This window comes from Mycolicibacterium aichiense (genome assembly GCF_010726245.1).
In the GTDB taxonomy this organism is placed as follows: Bacteria; Actinomycetota; Actinomycetes; order Mycobacteriales; family Mycobacteriaceae; genus Mycobacterium; species Mycobacterium aichiense.
Window position 1 is genome coordinate 4511470 of sequence record NZ_AP022561.1, and the last position, 22840, is coordinate 4534309.

Annotated in this window: 24 protein-coding genes; 13 read left to right on the top strand and 11 right to left on the bottom strand. The window is 65.5% G+C overall.

Going from position 1 to position 22840, the window contains the following annotated elements; translation table 11 throughout:
- Positions 1–34 precede the first annotated feature (34 nt).
- Positions 35–1108, top strand: a complete 1074-nt coding sequence (locus G6N32_RS21695) for a 3-beta-hydroxysteroid dehydrogenase (protein ID WP_115322067.1) — start codon at positions 35–37, stop codon at positions 1106–1108.
- Here the strand turns inward: G6N32_RS21695 and G6N32_RS21700 are convergent.
- Both G6N32_RS21700 and G6N32_RS21705 read right to left on the bottom strand, forming a co-directional pair.
- The gene (locus tag G6N32_RS21700; protein ID WP_147292069.1) at positions 1105–1524 is read right to left on the bottom strand and encodes a hypothetical protein; all 420 of its coding nucleotides are present in this window, start codon (positions 1522–1524) and stop codon (positions 1105–1107) included. The two genes, G6N32_RS21695 and G6N32_RS21700, sit on opposite strands and share 4 nt — an antisense overlap.
- On the bottom strand, positions 1521–1901 hold the full coding sequence (locus tag G6N32_RS21705) for a hypothetical protein (protein WP_147292070.1): 381 nt from the start codon (positions 1899–1901) through the stop codon (positions 1521–1523). Before G6N32_RS21705 ends, G6N32_RS21700 begins: the two co-directional genes overlap by 4 nt.
- A 161-nt stretch (positions 1902–2062) precedes the next feature.
- On the opposite strand from G6N32_RS21705, the gene G6N32_RS21710 reads away from it, so the two are divergent.
- From G6N32_RS21710 to G6N32_RS21740, 7 genes are all read left to right on the top strand, one after another.
- The gene (locus tag G6N32_RS21710) at positions 2063–3091 is read left to right on the top strand and encodes a hypothetical protein (protein WP_115321814.1); all 1029 of its coding nucleotides are present in this window, start codon (positions 2063–2065) and stop codon (positions 3089–3091) included.
- 72 nt (positions 3092–3163) lie between these two features.
- Positions 3164–4708 carry an arylsulfatase gene (locus G6N32_RS21715; protein ID WP_115321815.1) on the top strand — a complete coding sequence of 515 codons (1545 nt, stop codon included), beginning with the start codon at positions 3164–3166 and terminating at the stop codon, positions 4706–4708.
- A 7-nt stretch (positions 4709–4715) separates the two neighbouring features.
- Positions 4716–5612, top strand: a complete 897-nt coding sequence (locus G6N32_RS21720; protein WP_115321816.1) for an HAD family hydrolase — start codon at positions 4716–4718, stop codon at positions 5610–5612.
- On the top strand, positions 5605–6465 hold the full coding sequence (locus G6N32_RS21725) for a formylglycine-generating enzyme family protein (protein WP_115321817.1): 861 nt from the start codon (positions 5605–5607) through the stop codon (positions 6463–6465). Before G6N32_RS21720 ends, G6N32_RS21725 begins: the two co-directional genes overlap by 8 nt.
- Before the next feature lie 57 nt (positions 6466–6522).
- The gene (locus G6N32_RS21730) at positions 6523–7590 is read left to right on the top strand and encodes an NAD-dependent epimerase/dehydratase family protein (protein WP_115321818.1); all 1068 of its coding nucleotides are present in this window, start codon (positions 6523–6525) and stop codon (positions 7588–7590) included.
- Entirely contained in the window at positions 7587–8360 is a 774-nt protein-coding gene (locus tag G6N32_RS21735; RefSeq protein ID WP_115321819.1) for an SDR family NAD(P)-dependent oxidoreductase, read from the top strand. The genes G6N32_RS21730 and G6N32_RS21735 overlap by 4 nt, the downstream gene beginning before the upstream one ends.
- 5 nt (positions 8361–8365) lie before the next feature.
- Positions 8366–9538, top strand: a complete 1173-nt coding sequence (locus G6N32_RS21740; RefSeq protein ID WP_115321820.1) for an AI-2E family transporter — start codon at positions 8366–8368, stop codon at positions 9536–9538.
- A gap of 3 nt (positions 9539–9541) precedes the next feature.
- Here the strand turns inward: G6N32_RS21740 and G6N32_RS21745 are convergent, their stop codons facing one another.
- The 5 genes from G6N32_RS21745 to G6N32_RS21765 all read right to left on the bottom strand — a co-directional run bounded on the left by G6N32_RS21745 (position 9542) and on the right by G6N32_RS21765 (position 14467).
- Entirely contained in the window at positions 9542–10555 is a 1014-nt protein-coding gene (locus tag G6N32_RS21745) for an aldo/keto reductase (RefSeq protein WP_115321821.1), read from the bottom strand.
- Positions 10556–10709: 154 nt separating this feature from the next.
- The gene (locus tag G6N32_RS21750) at positions 10710–11615 is read right to left on the bottom strand and encodes a DUF4436 domain-containing protein (RefSeq protein ID WP_115321822.1); all 906 of its coding nucleotides are present in this window, start codon (positions 11613–11615) and stop codon (positions 10710–10712) included.
- A 46-nt stretch (positions 11616–11661) separates the two neighbouring features.
- Entirely contained in the window at positions 11662–11949 is a 288-nt protein-coding gene (locus G6N32_RS21755) for a hypothetical protein (protein WP_197935777.1), read from the bottom strand.
- A gap of 80 nt (positions 11950–12029) precedes the next feature.
- Positions 12030–12968 (bottom strand): hypothetical protein, encoded by a 939-nt coding sequence (locus G6N32_RS21760; protein ID WP_115321823.1) that lies wholly within the window; start codon positions 12966–12968, stop codon positions 12030–12032.
- Between the two features lie 542 nt (positions 12969–13510).
- Positions 13511–14467 carry a hypothetical protein gene (locus G6N32_RS21765; RefSeq protein WP_115321824.1) on the bottom strand — a complete coding sequence of 319 codons (957 nt, stop codon included), beginning with the start codon at positions 14465–14467 and terminating at the stop codon, positions 13511–13513.
- 206 nt (positions 14468–14673) lie between these two features.
- Here G6N32_RS21765 and G6N32_RS21770 point away from each other — a divergent pair, with 206 nt between their 5' ends.
- Complete coding sequence (locus tag G6N32_RS21770) at positions 14674–15201, top strand: hypothetical protein (protein WP_147292071.1); 528 nt, start codon at positions 14674–14676, stop codon at positions 15199–15201.
- 302 nt (positions 15202–15503) lie between these two features.
- Here the strand turns inward: G6N32_RS21770 and G6N32_RS21775 are convergent, their stop codons facing one another.
- The gene (locus G6N32_RS21775; RefSeq protein WP_115321826.1) at positions 15504–15908 is read right to left on the bottom strand and encodes a phage major capsid protein; all 405 of its coding nucleotides are present in this window, start codon (positions 15906–15908) and stop codon (positions 15504–15506) included.
- Positions 15909–16235: 327 nt separating this feature from the next.
- Positions 16236–16580, bottom strand: coding sequence for a DUF222 domain-containing protein (locus G6N32_RS21780; RefSeq protein WP_115321827.1), 345 nt, complete (start codon positions 16578–16580; stop codon positions 16236–16238).
- A gap of 23 nt (positions 16581–16603) precedes the next feature.
- Here G6N32_RS21780 and G6N32_RS21785 point away from each other — a divergent pair, with 23 nt between their 5' ends.
- Positions 16604–17059: a pyridoxamine 5'-phosphate oxidase family protein gene (locus tag G6N32_RS21785; RefSeq protein WP_115321828.1), complete on the top strand. Its 456-nt coding sequence runs from the start codon at positions 16604–16606 to the stop codon at positions 17057–17059.
- Positions 17060–17062: 3 nt separating this feature from the next.
- Here G6N32_RS21785 and G6N32_RS21790 read toward each other — a convergent pair whose 3' ends face one another.
- Both G6N32_RS21790 and G6N32_RS21795 read right to left on the bottom strand, forming a co-directional pair.
- Positions 17063–17860 carry a dienelactone hydrolase family protein gene (locus G6N32_RS21790; protein WP_115321829.1) on the bottom strand — a complete coding sequence of 266 codons (798 nt, stop codon included), beginning with the start codon at positions 17858–17860 and terminating at the stop codon, positions 17063–17065.
- A 13-nt stretch (positions 17861–17873) separates the two neighbouring features.
- Positions 17874–18569: a DUF4245 domain-containing protein gene (locus tag G6N32_RS21795; protein ID WP_115321830.1), complete on the bottom strand. Its 696-nt coding sequence runs from the start codon at positions 18567–18569 to the stop codon at positions 17874–17876.
- On the opposite strand from G6N32_RS21795, the gene glpX reads away from it, so the two are divergent.
- The 3 genes from glpX (at position 18568) to G6N32_RS29185 (ending at position 22839) form a co-directional block, all read left to right on the top strand.
- Positions 18568–19599: a class II fructose-bisphosphatase gene (glpX, locus tag G6N32_RS21800; protein ID WP_115321831.1), complete on the top strand. Its 1032-nt coding sequence runs from the start codon at positions 18568–18570 to the stop codon at positions 19597–19599. The two genes, G6N32_RS21795 and glpX, sit on opposite strands and share 2 nt — an antisense overlap.
- A 12-nt stretch (positions 19600–19611) precedes the next feature.
- Positions 19612–21024, top strand: coding sequence for a class II fumarate hydratase (locus G6N32_RS21805; RefSeq protein ID WP_115321832.1), 1413 nt, complete (start codon positions 19612–19614; stop codon positions 21022–21024).
- 420 nt (positions 21025–21444) lie between these two features.
- Entirely contained in the window at positions 21445–22839 is a 1395-nt protein-coding gene (locus G6N32_RS29185; RefSeq protein ID WP_163789383.1) for a hypothetical protein, read from the top strand.
- Position 22840 lies beyond the last annotated feature (1 nt).

The window sequence follows — 22840 nt, forward strand, 5'->3', positions numbered from 1 at the left end:
CTGCGACATTGGAAAACTGGAACGTGTTTCAGTTATTCTCCCCGCCATGAGTGATGCCACCCTGACAACCGAGCTGGGCCGCGTCCTGGTGACTGGCGGCGCCGGATTCGTCGGCGCCAACCTCGTGACCGAGCTGCTGGACCGTGGACACTTTGTCCGCGCCTTCGACCGGGCACCGTCGGCGTTGCCCTCCCACGAGCGCCTCGAGGTGGTCCAGGGCGACATCTGCGACACCACCACCGTCGCGGCCGCCGTCGACGGGATCGACACGATCATCCACACCGCGGCGATCATCGACCTGATGGGTGGGGCATCGGTCACCGCGGAGTACCGCAAGCGCAGCTTCGACGTCAACGTCGAAGGCACCAAGAACCTGGTGCACGCCGCCCAGGCGGCCGGCGTCAAGCGGTTCGTCTACACCGCCTCCAACAGCGTGGTCATGGGCGGCCAGCGGATCGTCAACGGCGACGAAACACTGCCCTACACAGCACGTTTCAACGACCTCTACACCGAGACCAAGGTGGTGGCCGAGAAGTTCGTGCTGAGCCAGAACGGCGTGGACGGTCTGCTGACCTGTTCGATCCGCCCCAGCGGCATCTGGGGCCGGGGCGATCAGACCATGTTCCGCAAGCTCTTCGAGCGAGTGATCGCCGGGCACGTCAAGGTTCTCGTCGGCAACAAGGATGCCAAGCTCGACAACTCCTACGTGCACAACCTCGTACACGGATTCATCCTGGCCGCAGAGCATTTGGTGCCCGGTGGCACGGCACCTGGGCAGGCGTACTTCATCAACGACGGCGAGCCGATCAACATGTTCGACTTCTCCCGGCCGGTGGTTGAGGCCTGCGGCGAGAAGTGGCCCACGGTATGGATCCCCGGCGGCTTCGTCCATGCCGTCCTGACCGGCTGGCAGTGGCTGCACTTCAAGTTCAAGTTTCCGCAGCCGCCGCTGGAACCGCTTGCGGTGGAACGGGTGTCGATCGACAATTACTTCTCCATCGCCAAGGCCCGCCGCGACCTGGGCTACCAGCCGCTCTACACCACCGGCGAGGCGCTCGAGCACTGTCTGCCCTACTACACCGACCTCTACGCGGAGATGAAGGGCTAACGCATCGCGTTCTTGACGGCTTGCCCGTAGGCGGCCTTCTGCTCGCTCGTCAGCGTCGGGGCGAACACGACCACGATGTCTTCGACCTGCAGCATGTCCGGAACCGCGGCGGCGTAGAGCTCCGCTCGGCCGGTACTCGGAAATTTCAGGATCGACACGGTATCGGTGTCGGTCGCCTCCAGACATCCTGCCGTCGGGCAGGCCGACGCGGTGACGTCGTGGGGGTTGAGCGCGGGCAGCTTGGCCTTGGTAAGGGCGTTCAGCACCTCGGCGACCGAAACGTTGTTGAGCATCACAGGTCCGCTCTGGGCCGAAGGGCGTGATGGAGCGGCCGCCTCCCGGGGACTGCAGCCCTGCAGTGCGGCGGCCAGCAGTACAACGACCGTCACCCCCATGGAAAGGCGAGCGGAACTCACGGCAACAACCGTCCGATCGCCTGGAGATAGTCGTCTCGCTGCGCGCTGGTCAGCGGCGGTGCGAATTCGATGACCATGTTGGCGAACCGCGGCAGGCCACGCCGCACCGCATACCACTTGGCTTGCGGCACCGTCAGGAAGGACTTGACCCGCATGGTGTCGGTGACGATCGCTTGTGAGCAGTCCACAGCGGGGCACTCCTGTGCGGTGGTGTCAATCGGGTTCGGTGCCGCGACACCTTCGGACTGCAGCGCCGCAACCAGGCCCGCCGCGGTCAGCGGTTCGTGGCCGGTCCCTGCGCTGGCCGACGGGGTGTGCAGCGCGGTCAGCCCCGCAGCCACAACGGCCGCGGTGAGTACTCGATATCTGCGCGGCATGACTTCGAGCGTAACGACACCGATCGTCGCCGACCGAGCCGGCGACGCATCGGCCACCGTCCGACGCTCCTCGACCATGCACCTTCTCGGCGCTGCGAGGTACACCGGCATTCGGGTCGCACAGCACATCACCAGGATTGCCGCCCGTAAACTACGTCGCCGTGTCGATCCGCCGTGTCGCCAGCGCCCTTGGTGCGGTGGCGATGATGATCGGCGTACTGGCGGGCTGCGGTACCGGCGTGCCGGACCGCAGCACCGACGCGCGGGCGCTGACGGCTCAGGTCCGGCAGCTGCCAGGCGTCGTGGACGCCGCTGCGGACATCGCACACAGTCAGGCTCAGGGCCGGGTTTACTTTCGCCTCTACGTCGACGTCTCCGACAGCGTCACAGCCGGCCAGGCAGCCACGATCACCGCGAGCTATCTACGGGATATCAGCAGCGGCAAGTACGCCGGCTACCGGCTCGAACTCGACCTGCGGCACGGGTGGAACGTCTTCGCCGTCGACAGCGGCGTGCTGGCGATCACCAACGCCGATCAGATCATCGCCCAGACTCGCGACTGGGTTGCACTGAGAAGCGAATTTCCTTCTGCCACAGTGTCAATGCGAGCTACGATCACCCACCCAGGCGGACAGCTGACGACTCAGGAGGCTGGTCACTCCAATCTGGCGGTCCTCGAATTCGCCGACCCCGGCGACTACACCACGGTAAGCGCGGCCGCGGGCACGTTGTCGGCTCGATTTCGGCAGCTGGCCGGGCTGGACTGGACAATCGACGCAGGCAAGGAACACCCCGCCGAGATCAAGACCTCGCGACGACTACCCACGGCGGCCGAACTAAACGTGTTCAACCGGCTCAACGCCGATCAGCCGATCCCGCACATCGACCGGCTCCGGATCAACGACCCGGTGACACCACCGGTGTGGTTCTCCGAGAAGACCATCGGCTCTCACGATGTCGCGGTCGCTTTGCGGCTGGCGCAGGCACATCTGCCGTTCGTCGCCACATTGCCGGCGCCCGTGCTCTACAGCGCCAGCGACCAGCTGTCGGGACACATCGGTGGTCGCGGCTTCGCTCGTGGCCCGGTCGCGGTCACCGTCGGCGGCTGCACCCGACACGACCCGCTGGTGTACGCGCCGATCCCCGAGGAACGCGTCCTCATCGCGAAATACGAAAGCTGCAAAGCCTGATTCCGGTCACACCGAATCACCGGTGCGAATAGCGTGAACGCATAGGCGATCGGACCGAAGGAGGGCCACGTCATGCCTGACGGCAAGCCGAACATCTTGGTCATCTGGGGCGATGACATCGGGATCACCAACCTCAGCTGCTACAGCGACGGCCTGATGGGCTACCGCACACCCAACATCGACCGCATTGCCGCCGAGGGCATGCGCTTCACCGACTCCTACGGCGAGCAGAGTTGCACGGCCGGTCGTTCGTCGTTCATCACCGGCCAGAGCGTTTACCGGACAGGGTTGAGCAAGGTCGGTATGCCCGGCGTCGACATGGGCATGTCGCCAGAGGATCCGACCATCGCCACGCTGCTCAAGCCCTTGGGCTACGCCACCGGCCAGTTCGGTAAGAACCATCTGGGCGACCTGAACAAATACCTGCCGACAGCGCACGGCTTCGACGAATTCTTCGGCAACCTCTACCACCTCAACGCCGAGGAGGAGCCCGAGCATCCGGACTATCCAACCGAGGAGGAGGCCCCTCGGCTACGCAAGAGTCTGCTGCCGCGCGGCGTGATCCACTCCTGGGCCACCGAGGAGGCCTCCGATGAGGTCGACGAGCGCTTCGGCCCCCTGGGCAAGCAGCGCGTCGAAGACACCGGTCCGCTGACCAAGAAGCGGATGGAGACCATCGACGACGAGACCACTGCGGCATGTATCGACTTCATCAAGCGTCAAAAGGACTCCGCCACACCGTTCTTCGTGTGGATGAACACCACGCACATGCACTTCCGAACGCACACCAAGCCGGAGAGCCTCGGTCAGGCCGGACGATGGCAGTCGCCATACCACGACACCATGGTCGACCACGACAGGCATGTCGGACTGTTGCTGGACACCCTTGACGAGCTCGGCCTGGCCGACGACACGATCGTTGTCTACTCCACCGACAACGGCCCGCACGCCAACACCTGGCCCGACGGCGCCACCACCCCGTTCCGCAACGAGAAGAACAGCAACTGGGAGGGTGCGTTCCGGGTGCCCGAGATGGTCCGCTGGCCCGGCAAGATCGACGCTGGCGTGGTGTCCAACGAGATCATCCAGCACCACGACTGGCTGCCCACGATCCTGGCCGCCGCCGGAGTGCCCGACATCGTGGACAAGCTGAAGCAGGGCCACACCATCGACGACACGACCTATCACGTGCACATCGACGGCTACAACCTGCTGCCGTATTTGACCGGCGAGGTGGACAAGAGTCCACGCCGCGGTTTGATCTACTTCTCCGACGACTGCGACGTGCTCGGCATCCGGATCGAAAACTGGAAGGTCGTGTTCATGGAGCAGCGGTGCGAGGGCACGCTGCGGATCTGGTTCGAGCCATTCACCGTGCTGCGCGCACCCAAGATCTTCAACCTGCGCACCGATCCGTTCGAACGCGCCGACATCACGTCGAACACCTACTGGGACTGGTTCCTCGATCACGACTACATCGCGTTCATGGCCAACGCGGTCGTCCTGCAGTTCCTGGACACCTTCAAAGAGTTCCCGCCCAGGCGGGAACCGGCCTCGTTCACCGTCAGCAGCGCCGTAGAGAAACTTCAGGACTTCCTCCAGACGGTCGGCGGCTGAGTTGGGGATGCTGGAATCGTGGACCGACGGGCCCACGAAGTCGGCCATCGTCGAATTCGCCGAGCGGGCGGTCAATTCGGTGGCACCGGAGGAGCGCGTCGCCGTGTTCGACAACGACGGCACGCTGTGGTGCGAGAAGCCGGCTTACATCCAGCTCGACTTCCTGGTGCGCCGGATCGCCGAACAGGTGGCCGCCGATCCCGCGCTGGCCGCCGAACAGCCGTACACCGCCGCGGCATCCGGCGATCTGGCCTGGTTCGGCGAGGCCGATACCAAGCACTACAACGGTGACGACTCCGACCTGAAACTCCTTGCCGGGGCTGTCCTCTCAGCCAACGCCACCATCACCACCGAGGAGCACGCGGCGCGGGTGAACGCGTTTTTCGCCGACGCAAGGCATCCGACACTGGGCCGCGCCTACACCGCCTGCGGGTATGCACCGATGATCGAACTTCTGCGCTACCTGGAGTCATTCGGCTTCACCAACTACATCGTCTCCGGCGGCGGCCGCGACTTCATGCGGCCCGTCACGACGGCGATGTACGGTGTCCCGCCCGAACGGGTGATCGGCAGTTCGGTCGGATTGATCTACCAGAACGGCGAACTGCTGACCACCGCCCAACCGGAGTTCCTCAACGACGGTCCGGTCAAGCCGGTGCGCATCTGGGGCCGGGTGGGCCGGCGGCCGATCTTCGCCGTGGGCAACTCCAACGGCGACATCGAGATGCTGCAGTACGCAATGGCCGCATCCGGACCGTCGCTGGCGATGGTGATCCACCACGATGACGCCGACCGCGAATTCGCCTACACCGCAGGGGCGGAGAAGGCTCTCGATCATGTCGAGACATCCGGCTGGACACGGGTCAGCATGCGCGACGACTGGAGAATCGTGTTCAGTGACTGAACCCGAACTGGTTGCGATCCCCGGACAGACGGCAATACTGGGATCCGACCTGCACTACCCCGAGGAAGCCCCGCCACGAGCGGTGACGGTTGACGGCTTTCGCATCCAGCCCCGGCAGGTCACCAATGCAGAGTTCGCCGAATTCGTCTCGGCCACCGGTTATCTCACCGTCGCCGAGCGGCCGCTGAACCCGGCCGACTATCCGGGCGCGCCGCCGGCCAACCTGCAGCCGGGCTCGATGGTATTCCGCCGGACCACCGGCCCCGTCGACCTGCGTCACCTCAGCCAGTGGTGGACCTGGACGCCGGGTGCCTCGTGGCGGCACCCGGTAGGACCTGGTTCGTCGATCGCCAACCGCGCCGAGCACCCCGTCGTTCACGTCGCCTACGAAGACGCCGAAGCGTACGCGGCCTGGGCGGGACTGGCGTTGCCGACCGAGGCCGAATGGGAGACCGCGGCCCGCGGCGGGCACGAGCACGCCGACTACACGTGGGGCGATCAACCGGAACGGCCCGGCGACCGACTGGCGAACTACTGGCACGGCGAGTTTCCCTGGCGCCCGGAACCCGGCTACGGACGCACCACCGACGTCGGTTCCTTCGCGCCCAACGGATACGGACTGTTCGACATGGCAGGCAATGTCTGGGAGTGGACCACCGATTGGTGGGCGGCCAGCGAGGCGGCCAGCTATGACCCCGCACAACCGCAGTTCACGGTTCCACGCAAGGTCCTCAAGGGCGGTTCGTTCCTGTGCGCGGACAGCTACTGCATGCGCTACCGCCCCGCCGCGCGCCGGCCGCAGATGGTCGACACCGGGATGAGCCATATCGGCTTCCGCTGCGTGAAGCGATAGGACCAGTACCCCGCCCGTGCTTCACTAGAACGCGTTCTCAGACCGGGAGGGAGTTCGATGTCCGACGCTGTGCTGGTGACCGGCGCGTTCGGGTTGGTGGGGAGTGCCACGGTCAAGCGGCTGGCGGCCACCGGCCGCCAGGTGGTCGCCACCGACCTCGAGACCCCGGCGACCGTGAAGGCCGCTGCGGATCTCCCTGCCGGGGTCCAGGTCCGCTGGGCGGACCTCACCGACCCGGCCGCGGTCGAGAAGCTGCTGGTCGAGGTCTCCCCCGCCGCCGTCATCCACCTGGCCGCGGTGATCCCACCGCTGTGCTACGCCAAACCGCAACTGGCCTACCAGGTCAACGTCGGCGCGACCGCCAATCTGGTGAAAGCCCTTGAGGCGCATCCCAATCCGGCGCGTCTGGTGCAGGCCTCCAGTATCGCCGTCTACGGGCCGCGCAACCCGCATCACATCACCGATGTACTGACCGCGCAGACGCCGGTCAACCCGTACGACAACTACGGCAAGCACAAGGTCGAAGCCGAGGGCATCGTGCGCGCGTCGAGTCTGGACTGGGTGATCCTGCGCCTCGGCGGAGTGCTGACCACCGAACCCAACCTCGGGATGGACCCCAACCTGATCTTCTTCGAAGGCGTGCTGCCCGCCGACGGGCGGTTGCAGACCGTCGACGTCCGCGATGTGGCGTGCGCATTCGCGGCGGCCACCACAGCCGACGTCGCGGGCCAGACCCTGCTGATCGGAGGCGACGACACCCACCGGCTGCGGCAGGGCGACATCGGGTCGGCGACGACGGCGGCGATGGGCTTGGTCGGCGCGCTACCACCAGGACGCAAGGGTGACCCGAACGACGACGGCGGCTGGTTCGCCACCGACTGGATGGACTCGGCGACCGCACAACAGGTGCTCAAACACCAGCACTACTCCTGGCCCGACATGCTGGCCGAGACCGCCGACAAGGTCGGCTGGAAGCGCTACGCCTTCCGGATGATCGCCCCGTTGGCGCGGGAGTACCTCAAACGCCAGTCGCCGTACTACGGTCAGCCGCCCGGGTACGGCAACCCGTGGGAAGCGGTGCGGCGCAAATGGGGAGCCCCGGAGAACGACGGGAAGGTGTCATGACCGAACAGGTAGCGGTGATTGTCGGAGGCGCGTCCGGGATCGGCTGGGCGACGGCCCAGACCCTCGCGGCCCAGGCCATCCGCGTGACGATCGCCGATCGCAACACCGATCTGGCTCGCGAACGTGCGGCGACGCTGGGCGATCCGCACAGCTGGGCTGAGGTCGAAGTCACCGACGAAGCCTCGGTGGCAACCCTTTTCGACGATGTCGTGGCTCGCGAGGGCGGCCTGCACGTAGTGGTCAACTGTGCGGGGTTCAGTGGCTTCGGTGTCATCACCGAGCTCGACGCGGAGCAGTTCCGCTCGGTCGTGGACGTCTGCCTCAACGGCGCTTTCCTGGTGATGAAGCATGCCGGCCGCCATCTCGGCGAAGGCGGTGCGCTGGTGTCGCTGACGTCGCTCAACGCCCGGCAGCCAGCGGTCGGGATGAGCGCCTACTGCGCGGCGAAGGCCGGCTTGTCGATGCTGACCCAGGTGGCGGCGCTGGAGATGGGTCCGCGCGGCATCCGGGTCAACGCCGTGGCGCCCGGCTTCGTGCACACGCCGCTGACCGAAGGCGCGGCCATGGTCCCCGGTGTCGTCGACGAGTACGTCGAGAACACCGCGCTGGGCCGGGCGGGAACGCCGCAGGACATCGCCGACGCGGTGGCGTTCCTGTGTTCGCCGCAGTCGTCCTGGCTCACCGGCGAGATCCTCGACCTCAACGGCGGCGCGCACCTCAAGCGCTACCCCAACATTGCGGAGCACCTGACCCGGCTGATGAATCAGTAGTTCGCGTGAACACCGAGTTCACCGTCACCCAGAAGCGCGCGCTGGCGATCGTCACGCTGATCGCCGTGCTGCTGGGTGCCTACTTCCTGCGGCACTACTTCATCCTGGTGGTGATCGCGGCAATCGTCGCCTACCTGTTCACCCCGCTGTACAACCGGTGTCGGCGCCGGTTCGGGACCGGGTTGTCGGCGACGATGACGGTGCTGGCGGCGCTGGCCACCGTCATCATCCCGGTCGGTGCGCTGGTGACGCTTGCGGTGCTTCAGGTTTCGCACATGGTGGTGCATGTGGCGGAATGGGTGCAGAACGCCGACATGTCGACCGTCGGTGACAAAGCGCTGGACTACGCCAATCACGCGCTGGCCAAACTGCCGTTCGGCCACTTCTCGGTCACCCCCGACTCGGTACGCGGCTCGCTGGTGACCGTTTCCCAGAACGTCGGACGCTGGCTGCTGCACGCGTTGCAGGGCGCCGCGGGCGGCGCGATCGGCGTCGTCACCTCGGCGATCATCTTTCTGTACGTGCTGGTCTCGCTGCTGACCAATCAGGAACAGCTGCTGACGCTGATCCGCCGTCTCAACCCGCTGGGCGAAGAAGTCACCGACCTCTATCTGGCCAAGATGGGCGCGATGGTGAAGGGAACGGTGAAGGGCCAGTTCATCATTGCGCTGGTTCAGGGCTTGCTGGGCGCGGCGTCGATCTACATCGGCGGGTTCCACAACGGGTTCTTCATCTTCGCGATCTTCCTCACCGCGCTGTCGGTCATTCCGCTGGGCAGCGGCATCATCACCATCCCGTTCGGCATCGGGATGATGTTCTTCGGCAACATCGCCGGCGGCCTGTTCGTGGTGCTGTTCCACATCATCGGCGTCACCAACGTCGACAACTTCCTGCGCCCCATCCTGGTGCCGCGCGAGGCCCGGCTAGATCCCGCGCTGATGCTGCTCGCGGTGTTCTCCGGGATCGCCATGTTCGGCTTCTGGGGCATCGTGTTGGGCCCGGTCCTGATGATCATCATCGTCACGACGATTTCGGTGTACCTGGCCGTGTACAAGGGCGTGGAGATGACGTCACACGAGCCGCCCGAGAAACGCCGCCGGTTGTTCCGGCGGCGTCTCGCAGCCGAGACTGAAGCTACAGCGGCGGTCGCTGGGGACGGCGAGCCCCAGGGCCAGTAGGGGTTACTCGGCTGCGACCTCGCCGGTGCCGTCTACGGCGAAGATCTCGATTTGTGCCAGCTCGTCGTCGGTGAGCTCCGGTCCCTTCAAAGCCTGCAGACTGTCTTCGAGTTGTGCGGTACTGGATGCGCCCACCAGCGCACTGGTCACCGCGGGCTGACGGAGCACCCAGGCGATCGCCAGCTGCGCAAGCGACTGGCCGCGTTGTTGCGCTATCGCATTGAGGCCACGGGCCCGCTCCAGGTAGACCTCGGAGATGTTGGCTTCAGTCATCCAGCGGCCCACACTCGCTCGCGAGCCGGCCGGAACTCCGTTGAGGTAGCGCGACGTCAGTAAACCCTGGGCCAGCGGGGAGTAGACGATACTGCCGGCGCCGGTCTCGGTGATTGCGTCCCACAGACCGTGCTCTGGGGAACGCTCGAACATGTTGTAGCAGGGCTGGTGAATCGTCAGCGGCACCCCCTCAGCCGTCAAAGCAGCAGCGGCGGAACGTGTTTCGTCGGCATTGTAGTTCGATATTCCGACGTAGAGAGCCTTGCCCTGCCGAACGGCGTGCGCCAAGGCCCCCATGGTCTCTTCGATGGGTGTGTCGGGGTCGGGTCGGTGCGAGTAGAAGATGTCGACGTAGTCGACGTTCAGCCGGGACAGGGACTGGTCGAGTGAGGAGAGCATCGTCTTGCGCGACCCCCACTCGCCATAGGGACCCTCGGACATGTCGTAGCCGGCCTTGGTCGAGATGATCAGCTCGTCGCGATGCGGCCGCAGGTCTTGGTGAAGGATGCGCCCGAAGTTGCGCTCAGCCGATCCCGCGGGGGGTCCGTAGTTGTTGGCGGCGTCGAAGTGGATCACCCCTAGATCGAAGGCGCGCCGCACGATGGCGCGCTGGACCTCGAATGGTCGGTCGTCGCCGAAGTTGTTCCACAGTCCCAGCGATATGCGGGGCAGCATGAGGCCGCTTCTGCCGCTGCGCGCGTATTCGGCTACGTCGTAACGGTTTTTGTCAGCTACGTAGCTCATAAGTCATCCTGATTCACCCGCAGATCTCCTCGACACAGCGTCAGATGTCTGCGACGATCTTCTCCAGCCGCGGCGGGATAGTGCACGTGTTCACACCACATCGCTCAGGAAAACTGATCGATACGGTCGCCGGGGACGGCGAGCCTGCCGAAAGCTAGTCGACCTGTTTGAACCAGGAGATGACGACCATCACCATGGCGGCGACCAGGGCGACGATCACCCACAGCACCAAAGCCATGTCGATCCATGCACCCGGCGGCGGAGCGCCCGGCAGGATGTTGCGCAGCGGGACGATCGCGAACAGCATTGCTGCGTACCACGTTGCGAACGGCATCTGGAACTGCTTGCGCCGGGTGATCACGAGCACCGAGGTGAAGATCGCGATGGTCGGCAGGGTGAGCAGCACGATGACGATGCCGAGGTCGAATGCCAGCGGTCCGAGGGCTCGGCTGAAGGTCACCTGCGTCGCGTCGCCGTCCCCCTTGGCCGCGGGCGACGGGGCGACCTGCTCGCTGGACAAGTCCCAACCCTGCAATGCGCCGGCGATCTCAACCTTGGCCGGGATGATCTTGCGATCGTCGCCCTCACCCACCAGTAGGTCGGCGCTGATGCCTTGGGTCTGGTACCGATCGAACGGCCAGGTGTTCACATCGCCATCGACGTCGATGGTCGTCGTCACCTCTGCCGGCGCGGCCCCGGCCGGAAACTTCAAGTCGCCCAAGGAGTTCCACGGATGCAACCGCACCGCGATATCTTCCTTGAGGGTGTCCAGCTTCTCATCCACCAGTGAATCAGCGGGGATGACAAGCACTTTGGCGTCCGCTTTGTAGTCGACCGTGCGCAACGACTGCAACGTGATCAGTACCGTCGTCTCTGATCCATTGCCTTCGCCCGACGCCTCCAGTTCCTTGGCGGAGCCGGACAGCCACCAATAGCCGAACAACGTGACGATGTAGGCCAACACGACGACGAGCACGGTGAGGATGGCGACGGTCTTGCCACGCGACGCGGGTTTCGCGGCGGGAGTCGGGCTCTGTGGCTCGGCAGGAGCGGTGGTCACGCGCGCATCGTATATTGACGCACGCGAATACGCTGGCCTTTCCTCATTAGAACGGCGGCGGATCGTCGTCGTTCGGCGGTGGTGCGGGTCCGAGCAGTGCACTGTGGCGTGCTGAGTGCTGACGGCGGTTGCGCCGGCGTTCGCTGGCGACGTACTTCGCACGGTTCTGCGCCCGGGTGGTCTTGCGACGCGGCATCAGGACGCTGCGATCGCCCGCCGACTCGACTTCCGGCCGTCCACTCGGCGCCGGGGTCGGAATCATCAAGCTCGGGACCAACCGGGCACTGCCCGGTGTGGTGACGTAGGTCTGACCGCCAGGCAGGGACCAGATCACCGTCCCGTAGGCAGGCGTTGGAAGGCATCCCCGTAACAGCGCAGGTCAGGCGGATTTCGCCCCTCTCCAACGGCTGCCCTCTACCGGTTCGGTTCCACCAATTTCGGCCCACCGGCTCGGTCGAATAACACAATGAATTGTGGCGAATTCCAGTGGTGAAGGATTATCTGGCTGAGGTGCGTCGGGGCGATGGGCAGACCACCTTGGACCATCTCTCGGGCGATCTGGAATACGAATGCATCAGCTGGAACGATCTGGCCATGGATGTCGGGTCTGCCCGTCGATATCAGGAGGATGTCGTTGCCGACTTTGTCCTTCTCGTCGATTCCCTTCAGCAGGGTTTCGCGCAGCTCGGTGTGGTCGATACTGATCTGAACAGCAGCCTGCAGCTGATGGAACTCCTGCTGTGAAGCTTGATCTACGTAGATGAGGTAGTCTTCGACCGTCCGGATCCCTAGCTGAGCAAGATGAGCTGGAATATGTTGCGGCAGTTGCCCATCGGGGACAGGGATGCCTCTAGTGCCAAAGTCCACCTCTAGTTGCTGCAGCAGGTTGTCGACGAGCTGTTCTCGTTGAGCCGGGGTGCGGCGAGGTGGACGGTCGGCATCGCTCTGCAGTTCAGCCAGAGTGACCACTCGGCCGTTTAGGTGCGAGAACCTCGCCCGATCGGCCGTTATTTGGCCTTCTGCCGCCAGTGCGATTTGGCGCATCTCTGCCAATCGCTGCCTCGCGATGTTCGTTACGCCTAATGTCGTCAACTCGACTCCAGCTTCCGGTTGGCCATTCAGGCGAACCTTGAAATCGGGCGGATCGGCGGCGACCTGTTCAAGGTTGTCGAGCACGCCCATATGGCCCGACAGTTGCGCGTGCATCGCGAAATTGCAGAACTGCAGTTGCTCCACCACCGGCTTTGGCAAGTCAGCGGTCGTCAGCCGGTCCGGGACTGCCGATGCAAGCACAGACGTGAACTTATTGCCGTGCTCATCGGTACCACCGAGTGCAAACCCCCCGATATCCATTCGCCGACCGTAGCGGTAGTCCCCAAGCCGCCTCAGGCTGATCTGAGGAGCAGCCCTGAACCAACACCCCGCTCTGATCGCATACCAGCCATCAGGATCCCGCCGATCCTCTGGCCGCACCGGGCTGCCACGCGGTGACAACCTGGCCGCGCGCAGCCCGTCTCGAAATCCGGACAAGGCGCGCAGGCGGTCAGCAGTCGACCGGCACCAGCCCGAGCAACTCCTCCAGCTCGGGCAGGCCAGCCCCAGCGCCAAAGACGCCGAACCCGAACACACGTTGAAGCAGCCCGGCGCCGTCATCGGAGCCTCACCCCGCCGCGCAGCCACCCCGGGGGGCACCGCGCCAGCCGCTGCCCATCATGCCGACGCGCAGGCAACAACGGCACCCGCCGCGCACTCGAAGCCACATACCCGCGGCCCGACCCCACAGCCCGAGGCCGAACACCCAGAACCGTCACAACCGCATTCTGCGCTCCATCAACGCTCAACTCCTATGCAACATGACCTCCGGGATCGCGGCTTAGGCCTTGAGCTTCTTGGCTTTACACTCCTGGGACCGCACCGCCATCGCAGTTTTGCTCACCGCCGTTGTTCTCTTCGTCGAGGCCATCATCGTCGGGCTCAACCTCGACAATCTGTGGTCCGACTAGAGTTGCTTCCGACCACAATTGCTCGCATAGCTCCCGCAAGGACTCGCGTGCTGGCGACGGCATCGGCGACATGACCGTTGTTGTGGTGCCAACACTGTTGAGCGATGTACCGAGCGTCAACACAGCCCCGTCCTCGGTAAGGAGAATCCGGTCGTGCAACTTGGTCGACTTTCGCACCTCGACTGGCCGCGAAAGGCTGGCACTGTCAAGATGCGTCTGCATCGCCGACAATTCCGCATTGTTGGACCTCTTGCCCGATACGAGGAGCCGTGTCAACTGTGTGCTCACGACAATTCTGTGTAGGCCGTCGAGTTTCAGATAAGGATCGATGAGGAGACCTGCGCCCGCATTGGCGAGCTGCCCTACCAAGATTGGGTAGGCAAGGGGGTCTTGCCCTTCGAGGACAACGACACTCACGTCTTCCTCCGTAGCTCCGCGCTCGCGGTCCCGCAGCAACGCACGGCCAAGCTCGGTGAGCACTAAACCCGGTTCCTCTCCAGAACCAGGCGTCTCCTCCAACCACGTCAGACGGACAAGGTGCCCGATAAACGTCTCGCCAGGCTTAACCAGTTCTCTTCGTGCATCCTTGCCAAGCAGCTGGTCCCTAATCGACGTGATAGTTGACTGGAACCGGCTGCCGAGCATCGTGTCAACCATCCGCTCGTAATCACGGACAACGGAGCCCATGGAGCCGACCCCAGTACCCTGAACGATGCGGTATTCAGCCTCAGCTGGTTCCGGGTTGTTATGCCACAACATGACTTGCGTGGCCGTCGGGCGATAGGAGCTTCGATTGCACGCCGCGATAAACGCGAGTACCCGGTACTGCTCTTCCGAGACGATGGTCACCGTGCAATTCTAGGGGCACCATTCTGTCGCCCCCAGCGGAGAATCCCATAGCCGTACTGAAGGGATTTACCAGTCCGTGCCGTGAGACGGTAGCACCCAAGGGAGGGATTGGGCGCCCCCTGTTTGTCAAGTATTTGTGGTGTGGCTACCGGGTTCTTGTCCGCTATATGACCGCAGGAACTGCACCGCAGCGATTTAATCAAACAATGACTGACCCACGCGAACTAGAAGCAAAAATGGCATTGGACCAAGCGTTTGCAGAACTAGACGGGCAGCACACCGAACTCGCGGGGCTCCAATCCAAGGCCAAGGACATAATCGGGTTACTGACGCTCGCCGCGACCTTCCTCGGTGCGTTTGGCAAGGCATACTCCGACAGCGTTCTGCATTCGGTGATGGACATGTCAGGTTGGGTTCTTGCGGCGTTTGTGATGCTCCCCGTTGTCACTGCGCTCGCCGCGATCTACGTCATGAAGCCACGCAGCGGCTGGATGTTCACACTTGACGGTAGTTCGATGGCCACCGACATGCGTGGCCGCGCACCGGACGTGAAGTTTCAGAGCGCTGAATCGCTTTACTTGGCATACGTCGGAAAGATCACCGAGCTGCTAGACGCCAACCAACCTCACCTTAAGCGGCGGAAGTGGGCATTATGGACCGCTCTCCTCACGCTGCTGTGTACCGTGGCATTCACGGGAGGGCTGGTCCTGACTTCGCACCCAGTCAAGACCTGATCACAGTCCTTCTGTAGATCAAAGGGAATAGTGGGATGACAGATAATAAAGAAGAGCCGGACCTCGGCGATGTAAAGGGTTCGAAGTCCACGCAAATTAGGCCCGACGACAAGCCCAAGTGGCCTGGTGAGCCGGACCTAAGGTCAGTCGAAGGCTCTCCGCGAGCCTGAACCCGCCGCCCACGAAACGCTCCTCTTCGGCAGAGGGAGGGCCAATGACGAACCCCAACCCGGAAGACATCGGGTCGAACACCGACTGCGAAGGCCCCGGCGTCCAGGGGCCGGAGCCGACCCTGGACTACGTCAAGGGCTACGAGTCCACGCGTGCGGAAGACAAACGAGACGTTGAGTACCGCAGTTCCGATGGCAACTGACGGCGATCAGCTTGCCGCCGCCGATGGTGAACTTGCCGCACCGGCTCGGCAGCACCACGACGTGCCCGACGCGCCACGGACCCCGCACTGCGATCAAATCGCTTGTGAAGTAGGTGGATTCATGGGTGGCGACGTTGGCGGGGCCGAGCGCGGACACGATGGCCGTCCTGTCGATGATCAGGCCGCTGTTGGCGGTCATCTCGTTGTTGACGACGACCGGCAACGACAGGAGCCGTTCCACGGCGCCGGTGGTTCCCGCACCCAGCAGGCTGCTGTTGTAGTCGGTGCCGGTCTTGAGTTTGCGGAATTCGCCCCAGCCCAGCGGACCGAGCACGATGTGGGTGGGTGTTCCGCGGTTGGTCTGCAGGGCGGCATCAGGTCGATCAGCCCGTCGAGGCTGTCGGTGATCGGCCCAGCGTCGACCGCGCCCGTGGTGTTGAGCAGACCTGCCACGGGGGCGTTGACCGGGCTCGGTTCGGCCTGGGCGAGGAGTGCGGCGTCGGCTTTGCGAACCAGGGCGCGGGACACCGAGGAGGCGATCTGCTCGGCGGTCTGCGGCTGGTTGAATTGCTCGCGCGAAAGGCGCGCCAGCATGGTCGCTTTCGACGTGTACACGAGGGCCTCGGACCGGGCCGGTTCGGCTTCGTCGAGTTCGGCGCCCTCAGCCTTGAAAGTCGCGCTGTCGTCGTCGATGAATGCGACGCGGGTGACCGGGCAGTCGCCGCATCGCCAGCCCATAGTTCAGGTAGCTGCCCGCCTTCGCGAGGCTGATCCGCAGCGCGGCAGACACCTCCGCTCCCACCGCCGCCCACGTGTCGACCGCCCAGTCGGCGCGTTCACCCCGCTCACGACGGCGCAGTTCGAACAGTTCGGCGATGGCCGCCAGCCGCCGCGCAGTGGCCTGATTCTCCGCCCTGGCCGACACACCGATGCTGACCAGCAGGGCCCGCGGCTCCGCCCTGTCGGACGGCTTGAAATAGTCGTGCAGCTGACTTTTTCCGAACATATGTTCGGTACTACGCTCGGGGGGTGACAAGCTGGCGGGATGTCCACGCGGGCGCACCCGAGTTCGCCCGGCGGGTGCAGTCGCTGTTCGACGCCCACAAGCACAAGACCATTGCGACGCTGCGTGCCGACGGGTCACCGCGAATCTCCGGCATCGAATGCACCTTCGCCGACGGAGAGCTCACGTTCGGCTCAATGCCCAACGCGCGCAAGGGTTCCGACCTACGTCGCGATCCTCGCTTCGCGCTGCACACCGCCACGGTCGACCCGGTCGACGGCGCAGAAGCGGAATGGCCCGGCGAGGCGAAGATCGCCGGACGGGCCGTTCACTCCGGTTCCATCTCCGACGGCCCCGACAGCGACCTCTTCCGCGCCGACATCACCGAAGTCGTGCTCACCCACCTCAACGACGCCGCCACGCTGCTCGTCATCGAGTGGTGGACACCCGCCCACGGCCTGAACGTCGTCGAGCGCGAATAGCCCTCAGAACAGCCGGTCCTTGAGGAACTGGACAACCCGCTTGCGTGCCTCGAAGGCCGGGTGCCCGTCGACCTCGCGCACCTCGAGGGCGAGCACCGAATGCGCAATCCGGCTGAAGCCGCCCGCGTTGCCCTTCGACGAGTCGATCTCGATGACCTCGAACGCGTCGCCGAGCCGGTCCTTGAGCGTCGTGAACCGCTCGGCCGGTGCCATCGGATCCTCGCTGAAGCGCAGACCCATCGCGCACAAGCCCTCGTCGGCGGCCCGCTTCTCGATCACTTTCAGCTCGGCCTCACTCATCCCGGGGTCGCGCTTCTGCTTGGGCGTCAACCCGATCGGCACCGACGGCTGACTGAGGACCGAGGCCAGCACACTGTCGTCGACGGCGGCCGCCAGCGCGAAACCACCGGAGAAGCACTGCCCGATCACCCCGACGCCCTTGCTGCCGCTCTTCTCCTTCACGTCCCGCGCCAGCGCTCGCAGGTAATGCGACACCGGCCGATCCTTGTTCGTCGCGAACGCGGCGAACTCCCGGGCCACGCACGCTCGCGCCAGCACCGGCACCATCGCCGGCGTCATCGACGGCGCCTCCGGAGTGCCGAACAACGACGGGATGGCCACCGTGAAACCGTTGTCCACCAGATAGTTTCCCAATGCCAGCACGCCGGGGTGCACGCCGGGAATCTCCGGGATCAGCACCACCCCGGGGCCCTCGCCCTTGCGGTAGACGTCATGGGTGATACCGGCTGCCGTGAAGGGCTCGCCGACCCATCCGGTCAGGTCGGCTTCAGGTCCGGGCATCGACGTCTCCTCATCAGCCGGGCGGCAGGGGCTTCTGCGTCTGTGTGGCAACGGCCAGCGTACGGAAGTCGTCACTGCTCCCGGCCCCGGTTATGGCCAGTTGAGCCGGGCCGGCCTGACTGTCGAGCCGGGTGGTCCACACCGGCTCGGTGCCCTCGCCGCCCTCGTAGACAATCCACTTCACCCCATCGACGTCCTGGGCGCCGGTGGGATACATCGACGAGTGGATCGAGCCCACCAGCGCCTGCTCGTCGGCATTGCTCTGGGTCAGGCTCACATACATCTTGGACGCGGCGAGGTAGCCGACGGTCGCGGTGACGGCGCGTTGGCGCTGCCCGGTGGCGTCGGTGCGGCCGGCGTCGATTCCGCCGCGGCTGCCGGAGTTGGCCCGCCAACCGGCCGGCACCTGCGGCAACCGGATCGGAATCGCCAGCGTCTCGGCGTCGGCCTTCAGCGCGGCGGCGGCGTCATACGGCGGTGGCGTCCCGTCGCGAGGGCTGTCGGGCCGCACCGAACACATCCCCACCAGCCCGGCCAGCGCGATGCAGGCCACGATCAAGGGAGCCAGCGACCAGAACATGTCGCGACCGTCCTGGAGCAGCCGGGGCTTGGGCTCCCGGGGCGGTATGCCGGTCTCGGACGGGGTACTCACGCCCGCCAGTATCCCAGGTCTGGACGGCTGACCGGCTTCTGGGACAATCTCAGCCATGCCAGACGCCCGCCGCCGTGAAGCGCCAGATCGCAACCTCGCCCTCGAATTGGTTCGGGTAACCGAAGCAGGCGCCATGGCCGCCGGCCGGTGGGTCGGCCGAGGTGACAAAGAAGGCGGTGACGGCGCGGCCGTCGACGCCATGCGTGAGCTGGTCAACTCGGTGTCGATGCGCGGCGTCGTGGTGATCGGTGAGGGCGAGAAGGACAACGCCCCGATGCTCTACAACGGTGAAGAGGTCGGCAACGGCGACGGGCCGGACTGCGACTTCGCCGTCGACCCGGTGGACGGCACCACCCTGATGAGCAAGGGCATGCCGAACGCGATCTCGGTTCTCGCGGTGGCCGAGCGCGGCGCGATGTTCGACCCGTCGGCGGTCTTCTACATGAACAAGATCGCCGGTGGTCCCGACGTCGCCGACTTCATCGACATCACCTCACCGATCGCCGCCAACATCCAGCGCATCGCCAAGGTCCGCAAGGCCTCGGTCTCCGACATCACCGTCTGCATCCTCGACCGGCCCCGGCACGCCAAGCTGATGGCCGAAGTCCGCGAAGCGGGCGCCCGTATCCGGCTGATCTCGGACGGCGACGTCGCAGGCGCCATCTCGGCCTGCCGCCCGGAGTCCGGCACCGATCTGCTCGCCGGCATCGGCGGCACGCCCGAGGGCATCATCACGGCCGCCGCGATCCGGTGCATGGGCGGCGAGATCCAGGCCCAACTGGCGCCCACCGATGACGAGGAGCGCCAGAAGGCCCTCGACCGCGGCCACGATCTGGATCGGGTCCTGACGACCAAGGACCTGGTCGCCGGGGAGAACGTCTTCTTCTGCGCCACCGGCGTCACCGACGGTGACCTGCTCAAGGGCGTCCGCTACTTCGGCGGCGGGTGCACCACCCAGTCGATCGTCATGCGGTCGAAGTCCGGCACCGTCCGGATGATCGACGCCTATCACCGGCTTTCCAAGCTCAACGAATACTCCGCGGTGGATTTCACCGGGGACAAGACCGCCGCATATCCACTCCCCTAAGAAAGGCGTTTGATGACCGACAGTGCTGTCGAGGGCGAATACCGCATCGAGCACGACACGATGGGCGAGGTCCGGGTTCCGATCAACGCCCTGTGGCGCGCCCAGACCCAGCGGGCCGTCGAGAACTTCCCGATCTCCTTCCGCGGTCTGGAGCGCACCCAGATCCGCGCGCTGGGCTTGCTGAAAGCCGCTTGCGCACAGGTGAACAAGGACCTGGGCAAGCTGTCCGCGGAAAAGGCCGACGCGATCATCGCCGCCGCCGGTGAGATCGCCGACGGGCTGCACGACGACCAGTTCCCCATCGACGTCTTCCAGACCGGTTCGGGCACCAGCTCCAACATGAACGCCAACGAGGTGATCGCCTCGATCTGTGAGCGCAACGGCGTGACGGTGCACCCGAACGACGACGTGAACATGTCGCAGAGCTCCAACGACACCTTCCCCACCGCCACCCACATCGCGGCGACGGAAGCCGCTGTGCGCCATCTCATTCCGGCGCTCGAGGTGCTGCACGAGTCGCTGGCCGGCAAGGCCCGCCAGTGGCGCACCGTGGTGAAGTCCGGGCGCACCCACTTGATGGATGCCGTCCCGGTGACCCTTGGCCAGGAGTTCGGCGGCTATGCCCGCCAGGTCGAGGCCGGCATCGAACGAGTGAAGGCCACCCTCCCCCGCCTCGGCGAGCTGGCCATCGGCGGCACCGCGGTCGGCACCGGCCTCAATGCCCCGGACGGCTTCGGCGCCAAGGTCGTCGACGTGCTCGTCGAGCAGACCGGTCTGGCCGAATTGCGCACGGCGAAGGACTCTTTCGAGGCCCAGGCCGCGCGCGACGGGCTGGTGGAGGCCTCCGGCGCGCTGAAGACCATCGCCGCGTCGTTCACCAAGATCGCCAACGACATCCGCTGGATGGGTTCGGGCCCGCTGACCGGATTGGGCGAACTCCAACTCCCCGACCTCCAGCCGGGCAGCTCGATCATGCCGGGCAAGGTCAACCCGGTGATCCCCGAAGCGGTCACCCAGGTGGCCGCACAGGTCATCGGCAACGATGCCGCCATCACGGTCGGCGGCCTGTCGGGCGCGTTCGAGCTGAACGTGTACATCCCGATGATGGCGCGCAACCTGCTGGAGTCGTTCACCCTGTTGTCCAACGTGTCGAAGTTGTTCGCCACCAAGTGCATTGACGGCCTGATCGCCAACGAGGAGCACCTGCGCGAGCTGGCCGAGTCCTCCCCGTCGATCGTGACGCCGCTGAACTCGGCGATCGGCTACGAGGAGGCCGCGAAGGTCGCCAAGCAGGCTCTGAAAGAGAAGAAGACGATCCGGCAGACGGTCATCGACCGCGGCCTGATCGGCGACAAGCTCTCCGAGGAAGAACTCGACAAGCGCCTCGACGTGCTGGCCATGGCGAAGGTCAAGCCGGGCGACTAAAAGTCGATGACGCCGCCGTCGGGCGGCGCTGACTATCGAGGGGCCGGGTTCACAACCCGGCCCCTCGATGGCGTTATGCGCGAAAACTCGGCATGGAGTCCCACGGCTGACAATGCCGTATCACCATCGGGACAGCTAACCCGAATTTCAACATTGCTCGCGATGGCAAATACATGGACACACGTTTGCGCGCGAGGTTCGGCCGACGGGGGACGCGCCCGACCGCTGGGAACACGGCCGAATTTAGCTGTGGCAACGTCAATTTCGTGAACTTCTGTCGCGCGGGACAACCCACCTTCGCCGATCTGTGACAATTTTGCCGAAATCCTTGACCGCCGATTCAGCAAATGTCTACATTGAGCCATCCGCTCGCAGCAAACAATCAAGTTCGCACGGTGGCGTTGAATCAAGGGGGTTCGCATGTCCAAACACCGCAAGGTCGGCCGTCCCGCAGGCAGGTCAGCACGGCGATGCATCACCGCCGGGGTCGGCGGAACAGCGATGCTGAGTGTCGGCGTCCTGCTCGCGTCCTCCCCCGACACACCGCCCCCGGTGACCGGTTCGCCCGCCGTCCAGCTGGCGTCGTTCGGATCGCCGCTGGCACCCGCACCCTTGAACCCCGGCACGGACCTGTGGTTCCTCGACAACCACAACTCGTTGATCGGCGGTGCATTCACACCCAACGCGCTCGCCTCCGCTGTCACCGTTAACGGTTTCGACGTCTTTCGGCCGATCGGCCGTGGTGGTTGGCTGATCGGTGACGGACTCGACGCCCAAGCCGGCTGCACGGGTACTGAATGCAACGGCGGCAACGCCGGGATCTTGTTCGGCCGCGGTGGTGACGGCCTGAACGGAGGCAACGGCGGCGACGGCGGACTCTTCTTCGGCGCCGGCGGGACCGGCGGGACCGGCCTGGCCGGCCAAGTCGGTGGCCGCGGCGGAAACGGCGGACTCTTCTTCGGCGCGGGCGGCGCCGGCGGCCAGGGCGGCACCGGCACTGCGGGCACCGCCTCGTCGGTGACCGGAGGCAAGGCCGGAAACGGCGGCCAGGGCGGAAGCGGCGGATTCTTCGGCGGCTCGGGTGGCATCGGCGGCAAGGGCGGCACCGGCGGGGCCGGTTACGGCAACCCGTCGGGCGTGGTGCCGCCTGGTGCCGGTGGTGACGGCGGCGACGCCGGGGCAGGCGGCAGCGGCGGGATCTTCGGCGGCACCGGGGCGACCGGCAACGGCGGCGACGGTGGCACCGGCGGAAATGGTGTCAACAGCGACGATTCCACCGAGCCGGCCGGCAGTGGCGCCGACGGCGGCAACGGCGGCGCGGGCGTGGTCGGCGGCACGGGAGGCCAAGGCGGTCAAGGTGGTACCGGCGGAGCGAACCTCGGCACGAACGGCACCGGCGGAACCGGTGGCGGCGGCGGCAAGGGCGGTAAAGGTGGCACCGGCAACGTGACCGGCGGCACTGGTGGCCAAGGCGGTCAGGGCGGTACTGGCGGCCAGGGCGGCACCGGCTCGGGGGCTGCGGGAGGCGGCGCCGGCACCGCCGGACAGGGTGGCCAGGGCGGGACGAGCTCTACCGGAGCAGGCGGCAAGGGCGGAAAGGGCGGCACCGGCGGTACCGGCGGCTCGACCGGAGCGGGAGGGACCGGCGCAAACGGCGGAACCGGGGGCGCCGGTGGCGGTGGTGGCGCCGGCAGCAGTGGCGCGACGCCCGGTAACGGCGGAAACGGCACGAACCCGGGCAACAACCACAACGGCGCCAACGGCGGCACGGGTGGTGCCGGTGGCAGCGGAGGCGACGGAGCCGGCGCCGCCTAGC